20 protein-coding genes are annotated in these 21686 nt (G+C 65.3%); 10 read left to right on the plus strand and 10 right to left on the minus strand.

Annotated elements, in window-relative coordinates; all coding sequences use genetic code 11:
- Window positions 1–1812 carry an ABC-F family ATP-binding cassette domain-containing protein gene (locus AB7532_RS14640; RefSeq protein ID WP_441235477.1) on the minus strand — a complete coding sequence of 604 codons (1812 nt, stop codon included), beginning with the start codon at window positions 1810–1812 and terminating at the stop codon, window positions 1–3.
- Between the two features lie 2 nt (window positions 1813–1814).
- Complete coding sequence (locus AB7532_RS14645) at window positions 1815–2306, minus strand: YaiI/YqxD family protein (RefSeq protein ID WP_441235478.1); 492 nt, start codon at window positions 2304–2306, stop codon at window positions 1815–1817.
- Window positions 2307–2412: 106 nt separating this feature from the next.
- Between AB7532_RS14645 and AB7532_RS14650 the strand changes: the two genes are divergently transcribed.
- Window positions 2413–3213, plus strand: coding sequence for a hypothetical protein (locus AB7532_RS14650; protein ID WP_441235479.1), 801 nt, complete (start codon window positions 2413–2415; stop codon window positions 3211–3213).
- Between the two features lie 178 nt (window positions 3214–3391).
- Here the strand turns inward: AB7532_RS14650 and AB7532_RS14655 are convergent, their stop codons facing one another.
- The gene (locus AB7532_RS14655) at window positions 3392–5761 is read right to left on the minus strand and encodes a xanthine dehydrogenase family protein molybdopterin-binding subunit (RefSeq protein ID WP_441235480.1); all 2370 of its coding nucleotides are present in this window, start codon (window positions 5759–5761) and stop codon (window positions 3392–3394) included.
- 209 nt (window positions 5762–5970) lie between these two features.
- Here AB7532_RS14655 and AB7532_RS14660 point away from each other — a divergent pair, with 209 nt between their 5' ends.
- The 5 genes from AB7532_RS14660 (at window position 5971) to AB7532_RS14680 (ending at window position 11309) form a co-directional block, all read left to right on the plus strand.
- On the plus strand, window positions 5971–7041 hold the full coding sequence (locus AB7532_RS14660; protein ID WP_441235481.1) for a Ppx/GppA phosphatase family protein: 1071 nt from the start codon (window positions 5971–5973) through the stop codon (window positions 7039–7041).
- A gap of 1 nt (window position 7042) precedes the next feature.
- Complete coding sequence (locus tag AB7532_RS14665) at window positions 7043–7732, plus strand: RlmE family RNA methyltransferase (RefSeq protein WP_441235482.1); 690 nt, start codon at window positions 7043–7045, stop codon at window positions 7730–7732.
- Between the two features lie 124 nt (window positions 7733–7856).
- Entirely contained in the window at window positions 7857–9758 is a 1902-nt protein-coding gene (locus AB7532_RS14670; protein ID WP_441235483.1) for a hypothetical protein, read from the plus strand.
- A gap of 230 nt (window positions 9759–9988) precedes the next feature.
- Window positions 9989–10870 (plus strand): LysR family transcriptional regulator, encoded by an 882-nt coding sequence (locus AB7532_RS14675; protein ID WP_441235484.1) that lies wholly within the window; start codon window positions 9989–9991, stop codon window positions 10868–10870.
- 112 nt (window positions 10871–10982) lie between these two features.
- Window positions 10983–11309 (plus strand): antibiotic biosynthesis monooxygenase family protein, encoded by a 327-nt coding sequence (locus tag AB7532_RS14680; protein WP_441235485.1) that lies wholly within the window; start codon window positions 10983–10985, stop codon window positions 11307–11309.
- A 4-nt stretch (window positions 11310–11313) separates the two neighbouring features.
- Here AB7532_RS14680 and AB7532_RS14685 read toward each other — a convergent pair whose 3' ends face one another.
- Window positions 11314–12804 (minus strand): DHA2 family efflux MFS transporter permease subunit, encoded by a 1491-nt coding sequence (locus AB7532_RS14685; protein ID WP_441235486.1) that lies wholly within the window; start codon window positions 12802–12804, stop codon window positions 11314–11316.
- 154 nt (window positions 12805–12958) lie between these two features.
- Here AB7532_RS14685 and AB7532_RS14690 point away from each other — a divergent pair, with 154 nt between their 5' ends.
- From AB7532_RS14690 to AB7532_RS14705, 4 genes are all read left to right on the plus strand, one after another.
- Window positions 12959–13207 carry a hypothetical protein gene (locus AB7532_RS14690; RefSeq protein WP_441235487.1) on the plus strand — a complete coding sequence of 83 codons (249 nt, stop codon included), beginning with the start codon at window positions 12959–12961 and terminating at the stop codon, window positions 13205–13207.
- 186 nt (window positions 13208–13393) lie between these two features.
- Window positions 13394–14884, plus strand: a complete 1491-nt coding sequence (gene guaB, locus AB7532_RS14695) for an IMP dehydrogenase (RefSeq protein WP_441235488.1) — start codon at window positions 13394–13396, stop codon at window positions 14882–14884.
- 310 nt (window positions 14885–15194) lie between these two features.
- Window positions 15195–16217 carry an NADP-dependent oxidoreductase gene (locus tag AB7532_RS14700; protein WP_441235489.1) on the plus strand — a complete coding sequence of 341 codons (1023 nt, stop codon included), beginning with the start codon at window positions 15195–15197 and terminating at the stop codon, window positions 16215–16217.
- 171 nt (window positions 16218–16388) lie between these two features.
- Entirely contained in the window at window positions 16389–16667 is a 279-nt protein-coding gene (locus AB7532_RS14705) for a hypothetical protein (RefSeq protein WP_441235490.1), read from the plus strand.
- Between the two features lie 6 nt (window positions 16668–16673).
- Here AB7532_RS14705 and AB7532_RS14710 read toward each other — a convergent pair whose 3' ends face one another.
- From AB7532_RS14710 to AB7532_RS14735, 6 genes are all read right to left on the minus strand, one after another.
- Complete coding sequence (locus tag AB7532_RS14710) at window positions 16674–17738, minus strand: LacI family DNA-binding transcriptional regulator (RefSeq protein ID WP_441235491.1); 1065 nt, start codon at window positions 17736–17738, stop codon at window positions 16674–16676.
- 253 nt (window positions 17739–17991) lie between these two features.
- Window positions 17992–19020: a succinylglutamate desuccinylase/aspartoacylase family protein gene (locus AB7532_RS14715; protein WP_441235492.1), complete on the minus strand. Its 1029-nt coding sequence runs from the start codon at window positions 19018–19020 to the stop codon at window positions 17992–17994.
- Window positions 19021–19081: 61 nt separating this feature from the next.
- Window positions 19082–19426: a RidA family protein gene (locus tag AB7532_RS14720; RefSeq protein ID WP_441235493.1), complete on the minus strand. Its 345-nt coding sequence runs from the start codon at window positions 19424–19426 to the stop codon at window positions 19082–19084.
- A 57-nt stretch (window positions 19427–19483) separates the two neighbouring features.
- On the minus strand, window positions 19484–20281 hold the full coding sequence (locus AB7532_RS14725) for a transporter substrate-binding domain-containing protein (protein ID WP_441235494.1): 798 nt from the start codon (window positions 20279–20281) through the stop codon (window positions 19484–19486).
- 31 nt (window positions 20282–20312) lie between these two features.
- Window positions 20313–21041: an amino acid ABC transporter ATP-binding protein gene (locus AB7532_RS14730; RefSeq protein ID WP_441235495.1), complete on the minus strand. Its 729-nt coding sequence runs from the start codon at window positions 21039–21041 to the stop codon at window positions 20313–20315.
- A complete protein-coding gene (locus tag AB7532_RS14735) occupies window positions 21028–21678 on the minus strand; it encodes an amino acid ABC transporter permease (RefSeq protein WP_441235496.1) in 651 nt (216 codons plus the stop codon). Before AB7532_RS14735 ends, AB7532_RS14730 begins: the two co-directional genes overlap by 14 nt.
- Between the last annotated feature and the right edge of the window lie 8 nt (window positions 21679–21686).

Consider the following 21686-nt stretch of genomic DNA (forward strand, 5'->3'; position numbering starts at 1 on the left):
TCAGGCCTGTTCGATTTCTTCGCGGAGCATTTCGAGTTCGAGCCAGCGTTCTTCAGAGGCGGACAGTTCTTCGTGCGCTTTGGCAATTGCGGCGGACGTATCGTCGAATTTCCTGCGATCCTTGCTGTAAAGATTGGGATCGTCCAGCACGCGCTGCAGCTTGGCGATATCGGCCTGCAATGTTTCCATCCGCTTTGGCAGCGTTTCCAGGGCGTGCTTCTCGTTGAAGCTCAATTTGCGCTTGGGAGCGGACGAGGGAGCCGCAGAGCGTTCCTCCTTCTTCTCCGTGGGCGCTTGCGCCTTGGCCGCCTCGCGCTTCAGATCCGCGCCGCGTTGCGTCAGCATGTCGCTGTAGCCGCCGGCATATTCGGTCCACTTGCCGTTGCCCTCGGGCGCGATCACGGAGGTGACGACGCGGTCGAGGAAGTCGCGGTCATGGCTGATCAGGATGACCGTGCCCTCGTAATCGCCGAGCATGTCCTCGAGCACGTCGAGGGTTTCGAGATCGAGATCGTTGGTCGGCTCGTCCAGCACCAGCAGGTTTGAAGGCTTCGCCAGCGCACGCGCGAGCATCAGGCGGCCGCGCTCACCGCCGGAGAGCACCTCCACCGGCGTGCCGCGCTGTTCCTGCGCGAACAGGAAGTCCTTCATGTAGCCGACCACGTGCTTCGGCTTGCCGCCGACCATGATCTGGTCGCCGCGGCCGCCGGTGAGCGCTTCGGCAAGCGTCGATTTGGGATCGAGGCTTTCGCGGTGCTGATCGAGCGTGGCCGTCTCCAGATTGGCGCCAAGCCGTATGGTGCCGGTGTCAGGCTCGCCGCCGCCGGTGAGCAGATTGACCAGCGTGGTCTTGCCGGCGCCGTTCGGCCCGACGATGCCGAGCCGGTCGCCGCGCTGGATCCGGGTGGAGAAATTGTCGACGATGATGCGGTCGCCAAAGGCCTTGGTGACGCCCTTGGCTTCGATCACCAGCTTGCCGGATTGGTCCGCCTCGGCGGCTGCGAGACTGGCGGTGCCGGCCGTGCCGCGATAGTTGCGGCGCTGGTCGCGCAGCGCATGCAGATTGCCGAGCCGCTTGACGTTGCGCTTGCGGCGGCCGGAGACGCCATGGCGCAGCCAGTGCTCCTCGTCGACGATCTTGCGGTCGAGCTTGTGCTGGTCGCGCTCTTCTTCCGCCAGCACCTCGTCGCGCCAGCTCTCGAATGAAGCAAAGCCGCGATCGATCTGCTTGATCCTTCCGCGATCGAGCCACGCGGTCGAGCGCGAGAGATTGGTCAGGAAGCGGCGGTCGTGGCTGATGATCACCAGCGCGCTGCGCCGGGAATCCAGCTCCTTTTCCAGCCATTCAATGGTGGAGAGATCGAGATGGTTGGTCGGCTCGTCCAGCAGCAAGATGTCGGGCGAGGGTGCCAGAACGCGCGCGAGCGCCGCACGGCGGGCCTCGCCGCCGGAGACGTTGGCCGGGTTTTCCTCGCCGGTGAGCCCGAGTTGCTCCACCAGATAGCGTGCCTGATAGGGATCGTCGCCCGGCGCGAGCCCGGCTTCGACGTAAGCAAGCGTGGTCTTGTGCTCGCCGAAATCCGGCTCCTGCGGCAGGTAGCGAACCGTGGCGCCCGGCTGCACGAAGCGCGTGCCGCCGTCGGCTTCGACGAGGCCGGCCGCGATTTTCAGCAGGGTGGATTTGCCGGAGCCGTTGCGGCCGATCAGGCAGACGCGCTCGGATGGCGCGACGTTGAGCTCGACGCCTGACAGCAGCGGCGTGCCGCCGAAGGTCAGCTTGATGTCTTTGAGTTGAATCAGCGGCGGCGCCATGATCAGCCTTGGTTCTTGGCCGGCTGGTCGGCGCGGCGGCGCTGGATCCGGCGCAGCGTCTGGTCGAGCGCCGAGAGGAAGGCGGAGCGGTCGCGCGGCGCGAAGGATCGCGGGCCGCCGGTGACTTCGCCGGCCGAGCGCAGATCCGTCATCAAATTGCGCACCGCCAGCGTCATCCCGATCGACTCCTCCGTGAACGGCTTGCCGTTCGGTGCGATCACGTCGGCGCCCGCCTTGACGCAGCGGCTCGCCAGCGGAATGTCCGAGGTCACGACGATGTCGCCGGGTCTGGCGCGTTCCGCGATCCAGTCGTCGGCGGCGTCCATGCCGGAGCCGGCCGCGATGCGCTCGATCATCGGATCATGCGGCACGCGAATGAAGTTGCCGGCAACCACGCTGACGGGCACGCCGTGGCGGCTCGCGACGCGGTAGATTTCGTCCTTCACCGGGCAGGCGTCGGCGTCGACATAGATGCGGGTGGGGGTGTCAGTCATTCGCCGCGTGGTACCCCATTCGGCTCCCAAAGGCGAGGGGATTGACCCTGGTTCCTCAGGGCCTACGATCGGCCCGAAACAACAAGAATTTGGGGAAAGCCAAGCCATGCCGAACCGGCTCGAAACCTGGCGCGTCGAGGCCTACAACACCGCCAAACAATCCGAAAACAAGATGCATGACGACAATGTGGCGCGCCGCTTCGGCTTTTCCGGCGGGCTGGTCCCAGGCGTCGACGTCTTCGCCTACATGATGCACGTGCCGGTGGCGCGCTGGGGCCGGGATTTCCTGTCGCGCGGGCTGGTCGAGGCCCGCTTCATCAAGCCGGTCTATGACGGCGAGACCGCCGATGTCGATGCGACCGAGCACAACGGCCTGCTGACGATCGAGGTGTTCAGCCGCACCGAGCTCTGCGCCACGGGCACCGCCTCGCTGCCGGCAGCGGCGCCCACCGTGTCATTGAATGATTATGTCGAAGTCCCGCCTGTTGCCGAACGCAAGCCGGTCAGCCCCGCGACCTTTGAGACCGGCAAATGGCTCGGCACGACGCCCCGCCGCTGGGCCGGGCAGGACGCGAGCGACTATCTCGCCGATATCAGGGAGACCGATCCGGTCTTCGCACGCGAGGGGCTCGGCCATCCCGGCCTGATCCAGCGCGTGATGAACCGCGTGCTGGTGGACAACACCATCCTCGGCCCGTGGATCCATGTCGGCAGCCGCATGCAGCTGTTGTCGGCCGCGCGCGTTGGCGACGAGATCACCGCGCGGGCAAACGTGACCGCGAATTACGAGAAGAAAGGCCACCGCTTCGTCGAACTCGACGCACTCGTCGTCGCCAACGGCACGACGCCGATCGCGCACTGCCAGCACACCGCGATCTACCAGCCGCGCGAGCAGGCTGCGGCGTAGGGGGCTTCGGCGTCTGCTGGGTTCGAGGCTCTCGCCCCAACAATGGTGTCATTCCCCGCGAAGGCGGGGAATCCAGTACGCCGCGGCCTATCGGTCAGATCACTATCGTCTCGGAATACTGGATCGCCCGGTCAAGCCGGGCGATGACAGCATTAGTGTGGAGGCGGAAGGGCAGCCCTTACGCCGTCCCCTTCGCGTCCTGAATGGCCCGCCACACCCGCTCCGGGGTCAGCGGCATGTCGATGTGCTTGATGCCGTAGTCTGACAGCGCATCGACCACCGCGTTCACCACCGTCGACAGGCTGCCGGCGCAGCCGGCTTCGCCGCAGCCCTTGCTGCCGAGCGGATTGGTCGTGGCGGGCACGGGGTGATCGCCGACTTCCATGTGCGGGACGTCCTCCGCGCGGGGCAGGGCGTAGTCCATCAGCGAGCCCGTGATCGGCTGGCCGCTCTCGTCGTAACGCACGTGCTCCATCAGGGCTTGTCCGATGCCCTGGACGACGCCGCCATGAAGTTGGCCCGCGACCAGCATCGGGTTGATCACCGTGCCGAAATCGTTGACGGCCGCGTAGCGCACGATCTGCACCACGCCGGTCTCGGGATCGATCTCCACTTCGGCGACGTGGCAGCCGTTCGGGAACGCCGAGGGCACCGGCTCGCTGGTGTGGTCGACGTCGAGTGAGTCGGGGACGCCGTCCGGCGTCTTGCCGTCATGCAGCTTCTTGGCGAGCTCCATGATGTCGATGCTGCGGTCGGTGCCGGCGATGGTGAAGCTTCCTTCCGCGAACTCAATGTCGGCCTCGGACGCCTCCAGCATGTGCGCGGCGGCGCGCTTGCCCTTTTCGATGACAAGCTTCGAGGCCTCGACGATGGCCTGACCGCTCGCCGTGATCGAGCGCGAGCCGCCGGTGCCGTTGCCGGTATGGACGATGTCGCTGTCGCCCTGCACCAGCTTCACGCTGTCGAAGGGTACGCCCAGCTGCGAGCACAGCACCTGAGCGAATGCGGACGCGTGGCCCTGTCCGTAATCGAGCGTGCCGGTGATCAGCTGCACGCTGCCGTCGGCATCGAACACGATCTTGCCGAGTTCGGGGCTCGGCGGTGCCGTGACCTCGAGATAGGAGCCGACCGCAATGCCGCGCAGCTTGCCGGCCTTCTTGCTCTCCTTCTTGCGCTTGGCAAAATTCTCGTGGTCGGAGATGTCGAGCGCCTTGTTGAACACGGCCTGGAAGTCGCCGCTGTCATAGGTGACGCCGGAGGACGCCGCGAACGGCATCTGGTTCTGCTTGATGAAGTTGCGCTTGCGCATCGTCAGGCGGTTGATGCCCATCTCGTCGGCGGCGCGGTCGATCAGCCGCTCCATGTAGTAGTTCGCCTCGGGCCGGCCGGCGCCGCGATAGGCGCCCATCAGCGTGGTGTTGGTCAGCACGGTCTTGATGTCGATGCCCATCAGCGGCGTGCGGTAGACGCTGGAAAAGTTCTTGCCGGTGTTGAGCGAGAGCGGTCCCGGCGCAACGCCGGTGATGTAGGCGCCGAGATTGCCGTAGCCGGACAGCTTCGCCGCGAGGAAGTGGCCCTCGGCATCGAGCGCCAGCTCGCCATGGATCTTCTGCGCACGGCCGTGGCTGTCGGAGAGGAAGCTGGTCGAGCGCTCGTCGAGCCACTTCACCGGCTTTCCCAGTTCCTTCGCCGCGTACAGGATGCACATGTATTCGGGATAGTTGACGTTCTTCATGCCGAAGGAGCCGCCGACATTGGCGGTGAGGATGCGCACCTTCTCGTTCGGCACCTTCAGGTTCTTGGCGAGGTTGGCGCGGTTGCCCGCGACGCCCTGCGTCGGCATCTGGATGGTGTAGCGTTCGGTCTTGCTGTCGTAGGAGGCGAGCCCGACGCGCGGCTCCATCGAGACCACGGCCACGCGGGTGTTCTCGATGTCGACCTTGGTGACGTGGGCGGCGCCGGCGAAGGCCGCATTCACCTTGTCCATGTCGCCATAATGGTAGTCGAGCGCGACGTTGTTCGGGATGTGGTCGTAAAGCTGCGGCGCGCCCGGCTTTGTCGCCTCTTCGGGATCGGTCACCGCCGGCAGCGGCTCGATGTCGAGCTCGACCGCCTCGGCCGCATCGCGCGCCTGGGCCAGCGTGTCGGCGACCACGAAGGCGACGGGATCGCCGACGAAGCGGACCTTGTCGGTTGCGAGCGGCTGGCGGTTGGTCTGGAGCAAAGGCGAGCCGTCGCGATTCTTCAGCGGCAGGCCGCAGGTGAACGGGCCGTAGCCGGCGGCATCGAGGTCCTTGCCGGTCCACACCCCCAGCACGCCCGGCATCGCCCTGGCGGCATCGGTGCCGATGCCGCGGATGAGTCCATGGGCGTGGGTGGAGCGGACGATCACCGCATGGGCCTGGCCGGGCAGGTTGAAATCGTCGGTATAGCGGCCCTTGCCGCGCACCAGGGTGTCGTCTTCCTTGCGGCGGACCGGCTGCCCGACGCCGTATTTTTGCAGTGCAATAGCGTTTTCGAGCGTGGATGATTTGGTGTGTTCTTGCATGGAAATGACCTGAAAAGCCGGCATTTGCGCATTTTCGCGCCAGCGGGGCACCGGACCCTGTTCAGATAACCCGCCTCCGCGTTCACGACAACGCACGAATGGGCATGGTCCTATGTGATGCGTTGTTGCGCATACCCGCCGCGCTGCTAATGTTTCAGGCGAAAAATCAATTCCAGACCGGCCCGACCGGCCGCGGAAAGACAGTTTGTATGAATGACCACACGCGGCTCCGCGACGGCCTTGTGCCGCACGGTGAGCTGGAGGGGTCGATGGCGGCGGTGGCGTTGGCCCCCGAACCGGCCGTCCCCGCGCAAGCGGGAACCGGCGTCTATGCGGCGCTGGACCTCGGTACCAACAATTGCAGGCTCCTGATCGCTTGTCCGACCAGCGACGGTTTTCGCGTGGTCGATTCCTTCTCGCGCATCATCCGGCTCGGCGAGGGTGTCTCGGCTACGGGGTGCATCAGCGAGGCCGCGATCGAGCGCGCCGTCGCCGCGCTCAGCATCTGCCGCGACAAGATCAATCTGCGCAAAGCCAGGCGGTTGCGGCTGATTGCGACCGAGGCCTGCCGCGCCGCCTCGAATGCGGAAGGTTTCCGCAGCCGCGTCGCGGCCGAAACCGGCATCGAGCTCGAGGTCATCGACCGCGAGACCGAGGCCTCGCTCGCCGTGCTCGGCTGCTCGCCGCTGGTGGACCCCAGGGGCAGGGGGGCGATCCTGTTCGACATCGGCGGCGGCTCGACCGAGCTGGTGCGGATCGAGCGCGACGCGCAAAATCCGGCGCCGCGCATCAAGGCCTGGATGTCGATCCCGCTTGGTGTCGTGACGCTGGCCGAGCAATTCGGCGGCCGCGACGTGACGCCGGAGATCTATGCCGCGATGGAGCAGGAGGTCGCCAACCACGTCGGGCCATTCGCCGAAGCGCACGGCGGCGATCTCGCCGACATGCACCTGCTCGGCACCTCGGGCACCGTGACGACGCTCGCCGGCATCCATCTCAACCTCGCGCGCTATGACCGCCGCCGCATCGACAGCATCTGGATGAACGATTCCGACCTCACCGCGACCATCCGCAGGCTGCTCGGCATGAGCTACGAGGAGCGCGCCGCGAACAACTGCATCAGCATCGAGCGTGCCGATCTCGTGCTCGCCGGCTGCGCCATCCTCGATGCGATCCGCCGCGCTTTCCCGCTGCCGCGCCTGCGCGTCGCCGACCGTGGCCTGCGCGAGGGCATGCTGGTCGAGATGATGCGCGAGGACGGCGCGCTCAGGAGCTGGTGAGATGGCTAAGGACACCACCGGCCGCTTGCACGTCCAGGTCAAGACCAAGGTCAAGACCGGCGGCAAGCGCAAATTGTCGTCGAAGCTCTGGCTGGAGCGACAGCTCAACGATCCCTATGTCGTCAAGGCCAAGGCTGCGGGCTATCGCTCGCGCGCGGCGTTCAAGCTGTTGGAGCTCGACGACAAGCATCGGTTTTTGAAGCCCGGCATGACCGTGTTCGATCTCGGCGCCGCGCCCGGCGGCTGGAGCCAGATCGCCGCCAAGCGCGTCGGATCGGTGGAAGGCAAGGGCAAGGTCGTCGCGATCGACCTGCTGGAAATGCCCGAGATTCCCGGCGTCGATTTCGCGCAGCTCGACTTCATGGACAATGACGCGCCGGCCAAGCTCACCGCGATGCTGGGCGGCGGCGCCGATGTCGTAATGTCCGACATGGCCGCCAACACCACAGGCCATCGCAAGACCGACCAGCTCCGCATCGTCGGCCTGGTCGAGACCGCGGCCGCGTTTGCCTGCGACGTGCTCAAGCCGGGCGGCACGTTTCTCGCAAAAACGTTCCAGAGCGGCGCCGACGCCGATCTGCTCGCCCAGCTCAAGCGCGACTTTGCGACGGTGCGTCACGTCAAGCCTGCCGCAAGCCGGCAGGATTCGTCGGAGCGCTACGTGCTGGCGACGGGGTTTCGCGGGCAATAGATCGCGGGCCATGGCTCTGCAGACCTGATGCACTCATGAAATGATAACATAACGTTCACATCAATAACATCTGAGGGGTGTTGATCGCCGCATCGACAATCCCAGCGGGTGATTCATGCGGTGTTTGCCTGAACGTCGGCGCTCCCTTGCTTGTGGGCGCCAACCTTTCTCTGCCTCGGTTCTGCTTCTTACGTTTCTCTTCCCCATCCTCGGTGTCCCGACGACCGCGTTGGCGGATGCGTCGATCGTCGTGAACACGCTGGCACCTTTCAACGAGGGGATCAGCGGCAATGACGATCTCGGCGACCTCAAGCGGATATACCAGGGCGCGAACAGCCCGGCCGAGCAGGCGCTCGAGCAGTTCAACCAGGTCATCGCCGACACCGGCCTGAAGCGGGCGCGGCTGCTGCAGAGCGACGTCTATTGCGATCTCGACGTGACCGGAAAGGTGTTCGGATACATCGACGCCGACCACGTGTTTCATGCCGGCGACTGCTACCCGATGCGTTGGCATCTCGACTGGGCGCTGGACCACGGCCTTACGCCGCATGTCGCCGTCGCATCCTTCATGCCGGCGAGCATGGTGACCTTCGGCCCGGGGGAGACCTGGGCTTCGCAGCCCGGCGCGGTCAAGCGCTACGAGGACTATATGAAGGCGCTTGTAGACTACGTCGCCGCGTATTCCTTCCAACGTGGCGCCTCGAATATCATCCTCGAGGTCAGCAATGAACTCGACATCGCCGATTCAGAGCCGGAAAATTTCAGCACTGGTACTCCGTCGCTCTTTTCGTTGAAGCCGCTCGGCCCGTGGGGCCGGTGGTTGTGGTGGCCGAACCCGAGCAGGTATGTCCTGGGCCAGTGGCCGCCGTTTCAGGCGCATCTGCTGTCCAACGCCGAAGACGAGACGATGGCGTATCCCTACCGCGCCGATGTCCGCCGGCTGAGCCGGCAGTTGTTGCCGGTGCAGAAGATCGTTGCGAAGGCCATCGAGGACGTGCGCAAGGACTTCACCGAAAAAGGCCTCTATGGCGGAAAGTCGCTCGAGCTCGCGGGGCCGGCCTTCGCCGGGCTGAGCTTCACCGCCTATCATCTCGATACCCCTCCGAGTCCGACCATGGAGGAGCAGTTTCTGGATCAGACGTTCAACCCGCTGGCCGTCCACTACAACTCGCAATTCAATGCGAGGATACTGAATCGCTTCTCCTTCCACTTCTACGGTTCGACCGGCGGCGCGGCCGGCTTTGCCGCATTCGACAACATCGTCGATACGGTCAGCGCCAAGCTGCAGGCCTTGAAGCAGAACGACGCGACCATGCCCGACGTCAACCTGTTCATCTCGGAGTGGGGGCCGACGATCGACGAGGGCACCGACATCAACGTCTCGCACAAGGGAGCCGCGTGGGCGGCCGCCTTCCTGCCCCACGCCGTAGGAAAAAAGATATCCTTGGGCTCCTACCTCGTCATCGGGGACGGACAGGGCTCCGGAGACGTCTGGTATGGGCAGGCGAGTCTGCTCCACAAGCATGACAACGGAAAAGATGCCAACGGGCAGACTCTGCCGCCGACTTATTATCCCAAGCCCGTGGCCAATTTGTTTGCGATGTACAACAAGATGTCCGGCCTGCGCCGGCAGGCAACCCTGAGCCCGGGCGGGTCGGGATCCAATCTCGGCACGTTCGCGACCTGGGACGCCGGCAGCATGACTGCGAACATCATGGTCTACAATTACGACCCGTCACGCGTGTTCGGCAGCAATACATCGACCGAGATCTCGGAGGGGATTTCGCTCGAAGTCGATAACCTGCCGTTCAGCGACAATTCGGTGGTGACGATCGAGCGTTACGCGATCAATGCAGATACGAGCAATCTGGCGGCCTTCTATTCCAATCCCACCCACCCCCTTCCCAACTTGCAGCGGGTCCTGCTGCAGCGAACGATCAACAACGGAAAGCTCGTCCTGACGGGTGACGAGCTCAAGTTGGGGGTTTTGCTGTACCGCGTCCTGCCACCGGGCGTCACGCCCTGACGCACAAACTGGCTGTTCCCATCCTGCGTGCTCTCCGTCGCGGCCAGGGTTGCGGCGGAGTGCTACGTTTTCGACGGCGGCACTCGCCGCGCACTTTATCGCGTGCATCCGCCAGCGCCTTGATCGAGGCCGGCATGGACGAATGGCGGGAATTGCACTGGCAAGGTCTCCAATAGTCGTTCTGCAGGGCCGCTCTTTCCACTATGGTCCTGCCTATGAATCTGCAGGACATGAAGGCTTTCGTCGCGGTCGCCGACGCCGGTTCGGTCAACCGCGCCGCGATAATGCTGCGCCTGACGCAGCCCGCGACGACGCGGCGTATCCAGAGTTTTGAGCAGCAGTTCGGCGATGCACCGCTGTTCAACCGTGCGGTGAAGCCCGCCGTCCTGACCGCGCTCGGCACGCATGTGCTCGAGCACTGCCGGCGCGTGCTCGCTGCGGTGGCGGAGCTGGAATCCTGTGCCGCCAAAGCGGCCGACCCGACCGGCGACATGAAGGCGGGGGTCGCGCATGGCCTGGGCGAGATGGTCATGACCACGCCGCTCGATGCCTTGCGGCGCAGGTTCCCGCGCGCCAGGCTCCAGGTCAGCTCGGACTGGAGCACGAACCTGATCGCGGAAGTGCGCAGCGGCGCACTGGATTGCGCGGTCGGTCTTCTCACCGAAGCTCACGCCGTTCCAGCCGGACTCGTTCGCGTTGTTCTTGGTGCCGAGCAGGTCGTCATCGTTGGTCCGAAATCGGCCGGAAAGCGCGGCGGCCGCGCCTATCGCCTGCGCGATCTGGCTGAACGAGGCTGGTTTCTCAATCCGCCCGGTTGCGGCTGCCGCGCGGCCCTCGTCAAGGCGTTCGATCGGTTGTCCTTGCCCCTCAACGTTGCGGCAGAAGTGTTCGGCGAGGATCTCCAGCTATCGCTGCTGGCCCGGAGCGGCGGCCTCGGATTGGTTCCGCGCCGGCAGTTCGAGCACAGTCCTCATCGGCGTTCGCTGCGGATATTGAACGTCGCCGACTTCACGCTGCCGGCGAGTGTGGCGCTGATCCGCCGGAGCACTCCGGGGCGTTTCGATCCGGCCATCGAGCTGCTGACGACGGAGCTAAAGGCCCGAATGGCGTGATCACAAATGCTGCATAATCATGATCAGGATTATGCATTTGATTGATATTTGCTTCCCCGCGTAACGTGTGTCCGATGCCATATCGGCTCGGCGCACCGCAGGGAAAAGACTGATGATCGTCACAATATTTCGCTCACGGCTCAATCCCGGCGTGAGGGACGAATATGATCCCATGGCGAAACAGATGAGCGAGCTGGCGCGGAAAGTTCCGGGCTATGTCGCTCACAAGGGCTTCGTGGCTGAAGATGGCGAGCGCGTCACGATCGTCGAGTTCGAAACCGAGGATGCTCTGCGCGCCTGGAGCCGCGATCCCGATCACGTCATGGCCAAGCGGCGCGGCATCCAGGATTTCTTCAGCGAGTACAGTTTTCAGATCTGCAGCCTCATTCGGAGCCGCGCCCGGACACCGCAATCCGTGACGCAGAGTCACAATGAGTGAGTGACTACCCCAGTCGCTGGTCCCGCACGTCCTGAGTATCTTCCGTCGCCGTCTTGACGGCGGCGCTCGCCGCGCTCTTCGCGGCACCCTTGCGGCTGGAAATGTCCACCGCCTTGCGGCCGGAGATCTCGTTGCCGGCATCCGCAGGCATCTGCCAGAAGAACCAGCTCGATGCTGCCGAGGTCAGCGCGATCACGAGGAACGCGGGCGCGAACACCGTGGCGTCGATCTCGCTGACATGGTTGAACCACATCGTCGTTTCCACGCAGGCCGCGCCGACCGCGACGCCGGCGGAGACCGCAAGCTGCTGGTTGACGCTGACGAGGGTGGTGGCGCGGCTCATTTGCGGCGGCTCGACGTCGGCATAAGCGACGGTGTTGATCGCGGTGAATTCGAGCGAGCGGAAGAATCCGCCGACGACCAGGATCACCATGATGATCAGCAGCGGCGTCGTCACCGTGAACAGCGCGCAGACGCCGAGGAAGAACGCGCTGACGATCGCGTTCACCGTCATCAGATTGCGGAAGCCGAAGGTGCGGATGATCCGCGCGGCCAGCGTCTTCATGCCCATGGCCCCAAGCGAGGAGGCAAAGGTGACGAGGCCGGAATGGAACGGCGTCAACCCGAAGCCGATCTGCATCAGCAGCGGCAGCAGGAACGGCAGGGCGCCGATGCCGAGCCGGAACAGGAAGCCGCCGAAAACGGCCGCGCGCAGTGTCGGCAGCTTCAGCAGCGAGAAGTCCAGCACCGGAGATCCCGTCCGCCGCGCATGCAGGACGTACAGCGTCATCGAGATCGCGCCGCCCACGATCAGGGCGGCAACCGTGCTCCAGGGCAGCAGATTGAGGCCGGCGACGGACAGGCCGAACGCGATGCCCGCAAGCCCCACGCCGGCGAGCACCATGCCGTAGAGATCGAACGGCTCGCGCGTATCGCTCTTGATCGGATCGATGAACTTCAAGGCCATGAAGATGCCGAGCAGCCCGATCGGGATGTTGATCAGGAAGATCCAGTGCCAGGATGCATAGGTGGTGATGAAGCCGCCGAGCGGCGGGCCGATCACGGGACCGATCAGGGCAGGGACCGTCACCCACGCCATCGCATTGACCAGCGCGCTCTTGTCGACCGAGCGCAGCAGCACGAGGCGCCCGACTGGCGTCATCATCGCCCCGCCCATGCCTTGCAGGATGCGCGCGAACACGAAGTCGGTGACCGAGCCCGACAGCGCGCAGCCGATCGATCCCACCATGAACACGCCGACCGCGATCGCGAACACCATCCGCGCGCCGAACCGGTCGGCGGTCCATCCACTCGCCGGAATGAATACCGCGAGCGACAGCAGATAGGAGGTGATCGCGAGCTTCAGCGTGAGCGGGCTGGTGCCGATGTCGGCCGCAATCGCCGGCAGCGAGGTGGCGATGACGGTCGAATCCATGTTCTCCATGAAGAGAGCAGTGGCGACGATCAGCGGAATGATGCGTTGCTTATCGACCATGACGGATTGGTAATGAAAATCAGAAGGACGGGTGGACTTGCGGCTTATCACCGCCATCCGCCGGGGACCATTGCGGATCAACGCATAGCACCTAAATCCTGCGTAACAACGGTGTGACTCTCCAGGGGGGGCACCGGGTGCCGGAGACCTCGCGATGATCTACCTGCTTGCCGCGCTGCTGCCGCCGATCGGGTTGCTGCTGAACGGGCAGCCCTTCTCGGCGATCCTGAACCTCGTGCTGTGCGTCGTCTGCGCGATCCTGGGCCTGGTCTTCCACGTCCTGCTTCTGGTGCCGTCGGCGCACGCCCTGATCGCGGTGCACATGAAGCGGGAAGATCGGCGGCATCGGGAGGTCGTGGACGCGATCCGCCGGCACGGGCCGCCACCCGGCTATCCCCGCTGAATTTACCTAAAAAGCCTGTGCATGGCTGGCCAGCGGGCTGAATTGCTTTGATTCGTCACGCGGGCATGCTATCGACCCGCGTCAACCCCACCGATGGGCTCCGATTCTCTGGCGATGCCGCAAGGTACGCCGAGGGCGGCGCTCATCCATAGCTATTTGCGGCAGGGCCGCGGAAGGAGTTGGCACATGGCCACGGTGCAACAAGGCATTCGCGAAGCCTTTACGTTCGACGACGTGCTGTTGAAGCCGGGCCTGTCGGACGTGATGCCGGGCGAGGTCGACATCCGCTCCCGCGTCACCCGCGCCATTCCGCTCAACATCCCGATCATGGCCTCCGCCATGGACACCGTCACCGAAGCCCGCATGGCGATCGCCATGGCGCAGGCCGGCGGCCTCGGCGTCATCCACCGCAATTTCGATCCCGAAGGGCAGGCCGCCCAGGTGCGGCAGGTGAAGCGCTACGAGTCCGGCATGGTGGTGAACCCGCTCACCATCAGCCCCGATGCGACGCTCGACGATGCGCTCAAGCTGATGAGCGACCACGGCATCTCCGGCATTCCCGTCGTTACCGGCGCGGGCAAGAACACGCCGGGCAAGCTGGTCGGCATCCTCACCAACCGCGACGTACGCTTCGCGACGAACCGTCAGCAAAGAATCTCCGAGCTGATGACGCACGAAAACCTCGTCACGGTGCGCGAGAATGTCAGCCAGGACGAAGCGCGGCGGATGCTGCACCAGCATCGCATCGAGAAGCTGCTGGTCGTTGACGAGCAATATCGCTGCGTCGGCCTCATCACCGTCAAGGACATGGAGAAGGCGGTCGCCCACCCGCTCGCCTGCAAGGACGCGCAGGGCCGCCTGCGCGTTGCCGCCGCCACCACCGTCGGCGACACCGGCTTCGAGCGCACGGAGCGGCTGATCGATGCCGGCGTCGATCTCGTCGTCGTCGACACCGCGCACGGCCATTCCCGTCACGTGCTGCACGCCGTCAACCGCATCAAGCGTCTCTCGAACTCGGTGCAGGTCGTTGCCGGCAACGTCGCCACCACCGAAGGTACGCAGGCGCTGATCGACGCGGGCGCGGACTGCATCAAGGTCGGCATCGGCCCGGGCTCGATCTGCACCACACGCATCGTCGCCGGCGTCGGCGTTCCCCAGCTCACCGCGATCATGGATGCGGTGGAAGCGGCCAAGAAGGCCGACATTCCCGTCATCGCCGACGGCGGCATCAAGTTCTCCGGCGATCTTGCGAAAGCGCTCGCCGCCGGCGCCGACATCGCGATGGTCGGCTCGCTGCTCGCCGGCACCGACGAGACACCCGGCGAAGTCTTCCTGTGGCAGGGCCGGTCCTACAAGGCCTATCGCGGCATGGGCTCGGTCGGCGCGATGGCGCGCGGCTCGGCCGACCGCTACTTCCAGCAGGACATCAAGGACACGCTCAAGCTCGTCCCCGAAGGCATCGAGGGCCAGGTGCCCTACAAGGGCCCGGTCGGCAACGTCATGCACCAGCTCGCCGGCGGCTTGCGCGCCGCCATGGGCTATGTCGGCGCAAAAGACATGAAGGAGCTGCACGAGAAGGCGAGCTTCGTCCGCATCACCGGCGCAGGCCTGCGCGAAAGCCACGTCCACGACGTGACCATCACGCGGGAAGCGCCGAACTATCCGGGCGGGGGTTAGGCGCTCCGCATTCGGCTGTGCGTCGGTTGCGGCGCGCTCGCCTCAATGACGGTGTCATTCCCCGCGAAGGCGGGGAAGCCAGTACGCCGCGGCTTCTCGCTTCAATCACACCTGCCTCTGGAATACTGGATCGCCCGCTCCAGTGCGCAAGTGCGCACAAGGCGGGCGATGACAGTGAGTGTGTGGGCGCGCCTGCCACAAACTCGTCATTGCGAGGAGCTCTTGCGACGAAGCAATCCAGTCCTTTTCTGTTGACGCGACTGGATTGCTTCGCTTCGCTCGCAATGACAGAAAAGTGGAGGAAGCCATCATGTCCCAGGCAAAACGTATCGTTCTCGCCGCGCGTCCCGTCGGCGAACCAAAACCGTCCGATTTCCGCTTGGAGGAATTCGCCGTCCCGACGCCCGGCGCGGGCGAAGTCCTGCTGCGCACGGTCTGGCTCTCGCTCGATCCCTATATGCGCGGGCGCATGAGCGATGGTCCCTCCTATGCCGCGCCGGTGCCGATCGGCGGCGTCATGGAAGGCGAGGCGGTGAGCGAGGTTGCGGCCTCCAACAATGCTGACTTCGCCAAGGGCGACATCGTGCGGGCCCGTACCGGTTGGCAGTCGCATGCGATCTCGAACGGCAAGGGCTTGATCAAGGTCGATCCGAAGCTCGGTCCGATCTCGACCTCCATCGGCGTGCTGGGCATGCCCGGCATGACGGCGTACACGGGCCTGCTCGACATCGGCAAGCCGCAGGACGGCGAGACCGTCGTCGTTGCCGGCGCCTCCGGCGCGGTCGGCTCGGCCGTGGGTCAGATCGCGAAGATCAAGGGGGCGCGCGCGGTCGGCATCGCCGGCGGCAAGGACAAGTGCGACTACGTGGTCAAGGAGCTCGGCTTCGATGCCTGCATCGATCACCGCGACCCCGATCTCGCCGCGAAGCTCAAGGATGCCTGCCCGAAAGGCATTGATGTCTATTTCGAGAATGTCGGCGGCGCCGTGTTCGAGGCGGTGTTCCCGCTGCTCAATCCGTTCGCGCGCGTGCCGGTCTGCGGCCTGATCGCCCATTACAACGACACCGAGGCCAAGCCGCCGAAATGGGCGGCCAGCATGATGCGCGCGACGCTGACCAAGCGGCTGACCTTCCGCGGTTTCATCGTCTCCGACTTCGCCTCACGCCATGGCGACTTCCTGCGCGACATGTCGGGTTGGGTCCGCGACGGCAAGGTCAAGTACAAGGAGTTCGTCACCGAGGGCCTGGAGAGCGCGCCCGGGGCCTTCATGGGGCTGCTGAAGGGCGCCAATTTCGGCAAGCAGCTGGTGCGGGTGGGACCCGACAAGGCCTAGTTGCAAGGCCTGTTACCTCCTAGTTGCACGGGCGTCACAACCCGGACATCAATGGTTAACAAAGAGTCACCGATCGGCCACACCTGCCCCTAAAAGGCGCAGAGTGTGACCGAGGGTTCATTGACGTCCGGGCGAAGGCATTGAATCATCGCGCATATTTCAGGTGCTGCGATGTTAGAGATCGGTATTTTCTGCGTAATCCTTCTGGCGGCCGGCTATTGGACGACGATGTTCGTCATGGGCCGGCGCGACGACGTCATCCATGGCAAGTTCGTGCATGCCGAGGAGGCCGGCGATTTCGCGCAGGCCGCGATGCCAGCGCCACCGCCGTTCCCAAAGCGTCCGGTCAAGGCTGTGCAGCCCGTAATCGCTGAAGCGAAGCCTGTGAACAGCGCCGCGCTGGAATCCTTGCTGGCGGCAATCCAGCAGGATCTCAAGAGCGTCGCGTAAGCACGCTCAGACGCTGCCGCGCTCGACCAGCGTCAAGTCGACTGCAAGCTGTTGTGCGGCGATCGGCGTGCCTGACAGCCGCGCCAGCAGCAGCTCGCCTGCGATCCGTCCCACCGCTGCCGCGTCGAACGAGATCGTGGTGAGGCCGGGCGTGATCTGATCGGCGACATCGTTGTCGCCGAAGCCGAGTACGGCGAGATCGCGCGGCACCGACACGCCGCGGGCGCGGGCCTCGATCAGCGCACCAGTGGCGAGCAGATCGTTGGCGCAGAACACGGCGTCGACGTCGCCGCCGCGGTCGAGCAGGGCGGTGAAGGCGGCACGGCCGTCGACGAGTCCCGTGATCTCGCCGACGCCGATCTCGTGAACGATATCGAGGCCGAGCTCTGCCGCCATCTTGCGGAAACCGTCGCGTCGGAGCGCGCCGCGGCCGCTGTTGCGGCCGATGAAGGCGACGCGGCGATGTCCAGCTTCGGCCAGCCGTCGAGCGGCCATGGCGCCGGCATCCGCATTGGGCAGGCCGACCAGCATGTCGATGGGGTCGCGCGGAAACGCCCAGGTCTCGATCACGGGAATGCCGAGCTCCTGGAGCGCGGCACGGTTCTCCTCGAGCTCGATCACGCCGGTGAACATCACCGCGGCGGGGCGGATGCCGCGCAGCGACTGGATCATCGCGACCTCCTTGGCATAGGAGTAGGAGGTCTGGCCGACCAGCACCTCGAAACCCTCAGGCTCCAGCGTGGCGGCAAAGCTGCGCACGGCGAGGCCAAACTGCTGGCTGAGGATGTTGGAGACGAAGGCCATCACCACGTTCGAGCGGCCCGAGCGCAGCGCGCGCGCATGCGGGTTGGACGCGTAGCCGGTCGCCTCGATCACTTCGAGGATGCGCTCGCGGGTTTCGCGATTGACCTTCTCGGGATGGCGCAGCACCCGCGACACCGTGATCGGTGCGACACCCGCGCGTTCCGCGACCTCCTCGATGCGCGGCGGCCGTCCGGTCGCACTGGCGCGGCCGGGCGGCGCCGGAATGCGCAACACGTCGTCATAGCTCGGCTTTGCCGGATCGGTCATCGAATCCCTGATGTCGTGCCGTGGAGGCTAGACCATGAAGAGATCAGCGCAGAGTGCAACCGCATCGGCGGTGCGCTCCCTCTCCCGCTTGCGGGGGAGGGCTGGGGTGGGGGTGTCTCCGCAGAGAGACTCCCCAAGAGGCGAGAACCCCCACCCACCGCGCTGTCGCGCGTCGACCTCCCCCGCAAGCGGGAGAGGTGCAGAAGTTCGCGGTGAGACCTAATTCAACAAATGCCACTCCGTACTCCAAAGCTCACCTCGCCATCACCTCGTCCCGCGACAGCGCACGGCCGACCTGGACCAGGCAGTCGCCGCTCTGGCTGTCGGTGTGCAGGCGTTGTGAGATCACGATGCCGTCGGCGGGGAAGCGCAGTACCTCCTCCGTTAGCTCCGGCCGCTCGAAATCATGATACCAGCCGGCGATATCGCCGGCCGCAACCCGCGCGCCGACCATGACCGCGGGCTCGAACCAGCCGCGCCGTGTCGCGAACACCGCCTGCGCATGGCTTTGCAGCGCCAGCAATTCGGTGGCGCGCTCGATCGGCGCATGCGGCCCCAGCACGGGAGCTTGGACGAGACCGAGTGCGAGCAGCAGGCGGTCGATGGCGCGTGCGGTCAGCGCCATCGTCTGCGGCGTGACGGTGCCGCCGCCGCCGAATTCACCGGACAGCCCGATCGCGCCGGCGCGTGCGGCCGCCGCCATCGAGGTCGGAGCCGTGGCGCCGTTCTCGGCGACGAAGGCGAACGGCATCCCGAGACCTTCCATCAAACGCAGCGCCTGGCCGAACATCTCGGGCGGTCCCTGCCGCTCGATCAGTGCGCAAGGCACATGCGCCATCGAGGTGCCGCCGGAATGCAGGTCGAACACGAATTCATGCCGCGGAAACAGCTCGTGCTCGAGGAAGTGCGCCATACGGAACGTCGGCGTGCCTGCTGCGTCGCCCGGGAAGGCGCGGTTGAGATTGCCTTCGTCGAGCGGCGAGCGACGGCGCGCCGCCATCACGGCGGGGAGGTTGGCAAAGGGAAGAATGGTGATCTCGCCTTTGACAGCTTTTGCATCGAGCCGCCGATACAATCGCGTCAGCGTGATCTCGCCCTCATATTCGTCGCCATGATTGCCGGCCATCAGCAGCAGTTTGGGGCCGGCGCCGTTCTTGATCCGGAAGATCGGGATCTTGAGCTGGAAATAGGGGGAGCGGTCGATCGAGAAGGGAATGCCGAGATGGCCGGACCATTTCTGGTCCTTCTCGAAGTCGATGTCGTGGAACAGTCCGGTATGCATGGGAGGCCTCGGGGCCGCATCGTTGCCGACGCCAGCCAAGGGTTGACGATGGGTGGCGCGGTTAGAGCAAGGCGACCGCGGTCATCTCGACGCGCAAATCGGGATCGGCGAGGCGGGCTTCGACGCAGGCGCGCGCCGGCGGATGGGCCGGATCGATCCAGGCATCGTAGACCGAGTTCATGGTGTCGAAGTCGGTGATGTGCGGCAGGAAGACGTTGACCGCGATCAGTTTGGAGCGGTCGGAGCCGGCCTCCTTCAGCAGCGCGTCGATCTTGGTGAGCACCTGCCGGGTTTGTGACACGATGCCGGCCTTGCGGTCATCCGCAACCTGGCCCGCGATGTGCACCATGCCGCCGGCGGCGACGGCCTGGCTCATGCGCGATCCCACGACGTAACGTTTGATCATCTCGAATTCTCCTCGTGAAGATGTGGCTCCCGCGACGCGCGCGGGAGCGATGTCGGCTTACAGCGTCGGCAGCGTCTGCTCTTCCTTGAACCACTTCAATTGCAGCGCGCCGAGCTTGCCGTTGAGCTTGTTGAAGAAGATGTCGGTGTTGATCCAGTTGAGCAGGTTCTGCTCGCCCTGGCGCACGCCGACATGGGCCGGTGACTGGCGGATCAGGAATTTCAGCTCGACCTCCTTGGTCGGGTTCTGGTCCTGCACCTTCAGCGCGATGGCGCTGTTCTCGGCAAAGGTATCGGCTTGTCCTGCGAGAAACGCGGCGAGCGCGGCCGGCGTATCCTCGAAGCGCACCAGCTTCACCTTCGGTGCGTTGTCGGTGAGCCAGACGTCGAGCGTCGAGCCCTTGGCGACGGCGACGCTGCGGCCGTCGAGATTGTCGGGCTTCTTGCCGGTCGCGGCGGCGATCGACTTGGCGCCGTAGACGCCGAGATTCACGACGGCGTAGGGCTGCGAGAACATCACCTGCTGGGCGCGCTCGGGCGTGGCGCCGAGGCCCGCGATCAGGATGTCGATCTTGTCCGACAGCAGGCTCGGGATGCGCGCGGCGCCCGTCACCGGGACGAGGTCGAGCTTCACGCCCATGTCGGCGGCGATCAGTCGGGCGAGATCGGCATCGAGACCTGCGATCTCGCCCTTGTCGTCCTTGAAGCCCCAGGGCGCGGCGTCGGTCAGGAGGCCGACGCGCAGCTTGCCGGAGCCGAGCACGTCCTGGAGCTTGTCGGCGTGCGCGAGGTTCGGCGCGGCGAGAACGGCAAGCGCCGTGGCTGCGATCGCAAAGAGGGACTTCAGTTTTGTCATGACTCTCTCCTGGTGGGGGATAGGTGAATGATCATTTCGCGGAAGCGATGAAGCTCGCGAGCTCGGGGGTTTCAGGATTGGCGAACAATTTTGCCGGTGGGCCCTGTTCCCAGACGCGGCCCTGATGCATGAAGACGATGCGGTTGGCGACGTTGCGGGCAAAGCCCATCTCGTGCGTGACCAGGATCATGGTCATGCCTTGCTTCGCCATCGCCTCCATCACCTTCAAAACTTCGCCGACGAGCTCGGGGTCGAGTGCGGAGGTCACCTCGTCGAAGAGCATGAGGTGAGGGGCCATGGCGAGGCAGCGCGCGATCGCGACGCGCTGCTGCTGGCCGCCGGAGAGTTGCTCCGGCCAGGCATCGATCTTGTCGGCGAGGCCGACGCGGGTGAGCACGTCTTCGGCCAGCGCTCGCGCGCGGGACTTGTCGGTGCGGCCGGTGAGGAGCGGCGCCAGCGTGACGTTGCGCTCGACCTTCAGATGCGGAAACAGGTTGAAGGCCTGGAACACGATGCCGACGCGCTGGCGGAATTTCTTGAGGTCCGGCATCCCTGCGTGGACCCTCTCGCCCTCGACCCGGATCTCGCCGGAATCCACGCTCTCCAGCGCGTTGATGCAGCGGAGCAGCGTCGACTTGCCCGAGCCGGAGCGGCCGATGATCGTGACGATCTCGCCTTCCTCGACGTCCAGCGAGACGCCCTTGAGCACCTCGACCTTGCCGAATGTCTTGTGAACGTCGCGGATTTCAACGAGAGCCATCGAGGCGGGCCTCCAGAGAGCGGGACCAGAGCGTGAGCGGCAGGCACAGCGCGAAATAGATCGCGGCGACCAGCGCGTAGGTGAGCAGCGGCTGGAACGTCGCCGCGCTCACCACTTGCCCGGCGCGGGCGAGTTCGACGAAGCCGAGAATGGAGGCGAGCGAGGTGCCCTTGATCAGTTGCACCAGGAAGCCGACCGTCGGCGGCAGCGACAGCCGCAGCGCCTGCGGCGCGATGATGTGACGGAATTGCTGCCAGGCGGAGAGGCCGAGGCAGGCGCCTGCTTCCCACTGCGCCTGCTTCACGGCCTCCAGGCCGCCGCGCCAGATCTCGCCGAGGAAGGCGGCGGTGTAGAGCGTGTAGGCGAATGTGACGGCGATGATCGCTGGCACCTGGATGCCCAGAAACATCGGCATGCCGAAATAGAAGAAGAACAACAGCCCGAGCAGCGGCACGCTCTGGACGATCTGGATGCAGGCCGCCATCGCCCAGCGCAGGCCCGCAAACCGGCTGACGCGGCCAAGCGCGAGCCCGAGCGCCAGCGGCGCGCCGAAGGCGAGCGCGAGCACGACCAGCGCAACGGTCCAGCGCAGCGCCGCGAACAGCGAGACGAAGTCGATGAGGGAGAAGGATCGCATCGCCTGTC

Source organism: Bradyrhizobium sp. 930_D9_N1_4 (genome assembly GCF_052076015.1).
GTDB lineage: Bacteria > Pseudomonadota > Alphaproteobacteria > Rhizobiales > Xanthobacteraceae > Bradyrhizobium.

Coding starts and splice junctions, on each gene's coding strand:
- AB7532_RS14640 (WP_441235477.1), bottom strand. CDS start 1,812: ATGGCGCCGCCGCTGATTCAACTCAAAGACATCAAGCTGACCTTCGGC.
- AB7532_RS14645 (WP_441235478.1), bottom strand. CDS start 2,306: ATGACTGACACCCCCACCCGCATCTATGTCGACGCCGACGCCTGCCCG.
- AB7532_RS14650 (WP_441235479.1), top strand. CDS start 2,413: ATGCCGAACCGGCTCGAAACCTGGCGCGTCGAGGCCTACAACACCGCC.
- AB7532_RS14655 (WP_441235480.1), bottom strand. CDS start 5,761: ATGCAAGAACACACCAAATCATCCACGCTCGAAAACGCTATTGCACTG.
- AB7532_RS14660 (WP_441235481.1), top strand. CDS start 5,971: ATGAATGACCACACGCGGCTCCGCGACGGCCTTGTGCCGCACGGTGAG.
- AB7532_RS14665 (WP_441235482.1), top strand. CDS start 7,043: ATGGCTAAGGACACCACCGGCCGCTTGCACGTCCAGGTCAAGACCAAG.
- AB7532_RS14675 (WP_441235484.1), top strand. CDS start 9,989: ATGAAGGCTTTCGTCGCGGTCGCCGACGCCGGTTCGGTCAACCGCGCC.
- AB7532_RS14680 (WP_441235485.1), top strand. CDS start 10,983: ATGATCGTCACAATATTTCGCTCACGGCTCAATCCCGGCGTGAGGGAC.
- AB7532_RS14685 (WP_441235486.1), bottom strand. CDS start 12,804: ATGGTCGATAAGCAACGCATCATTCCGCTGATCGTCGCCACTGCTCTC.
- AB7532_RS14690 (WP_441235487.1), top strand. CDS start 12,959: ATGATCTACCTGCTTGCCGCGCTGCTGCCGCCGATCGGGTTGCTGCTG.
- guaB (WP_441235488.1), top strand. CDS start 13,394: ATGGCCACGGTGCAACAAGGCATTCGCGAAGCCTTTACGTTCGACGAC.
- AB7532_RS14700 (WP_441235489.1), top strand. CDS start 15,195: ATGTCCCAGGCAAAACGTATCGTTCTCGCCGCGCGTCCCGTCGGCGAA.
- AB7532_RS14705 (WP_441235490.1), top strand. CDS start 16,389: ATGTTAGAGATCGGTATTTTCTGCGTAATCCTTCTGGCGGCCGGCTAT.
- AB7532_RS14710 (WP_441235491.1), bottom strand. CDS start 17,738: ATGACCGATCCGGCAAAGCCGAGCTATGACGACGTGTTGCGCATTCCG.
- AB7532_RS14715 (WP_441235492.1), bottom strand. CDS start 19,020: ATGCATACCGGACTGTTCCACGACATCGACTTCGAGAAGGACCAGAAA.
- AB7532_RS14720 (WP_441235493.1), bottom strand. CDS start 19,426: ATGATCAAACGTTACGTCGTGGGATCGCGCATGAGCCAGGCCGTCGCC.
- AB7532_RS14725 (WP_441235494.1), bottom strand. CDS start 20,281: ATGACAAAACTGAAGTCCCTCTTTGCGATCGCAGCCACGGCGCTTGCC.
- AB7532_RS14730 (WP_441235495.1), bottom strand. CDS start 21,041: ATGGCTCTCGTTGAAATCCGCGACGTTCACAAGACATTCGGCAAGGTC.
- AB7532_RS14735 (WP_441235496.1), bottom strand. CDS start 21,678: ATGCGATCCTTCTCCCTCATCGACTTCGTCTCGCTGTTCGCGGCGCTG.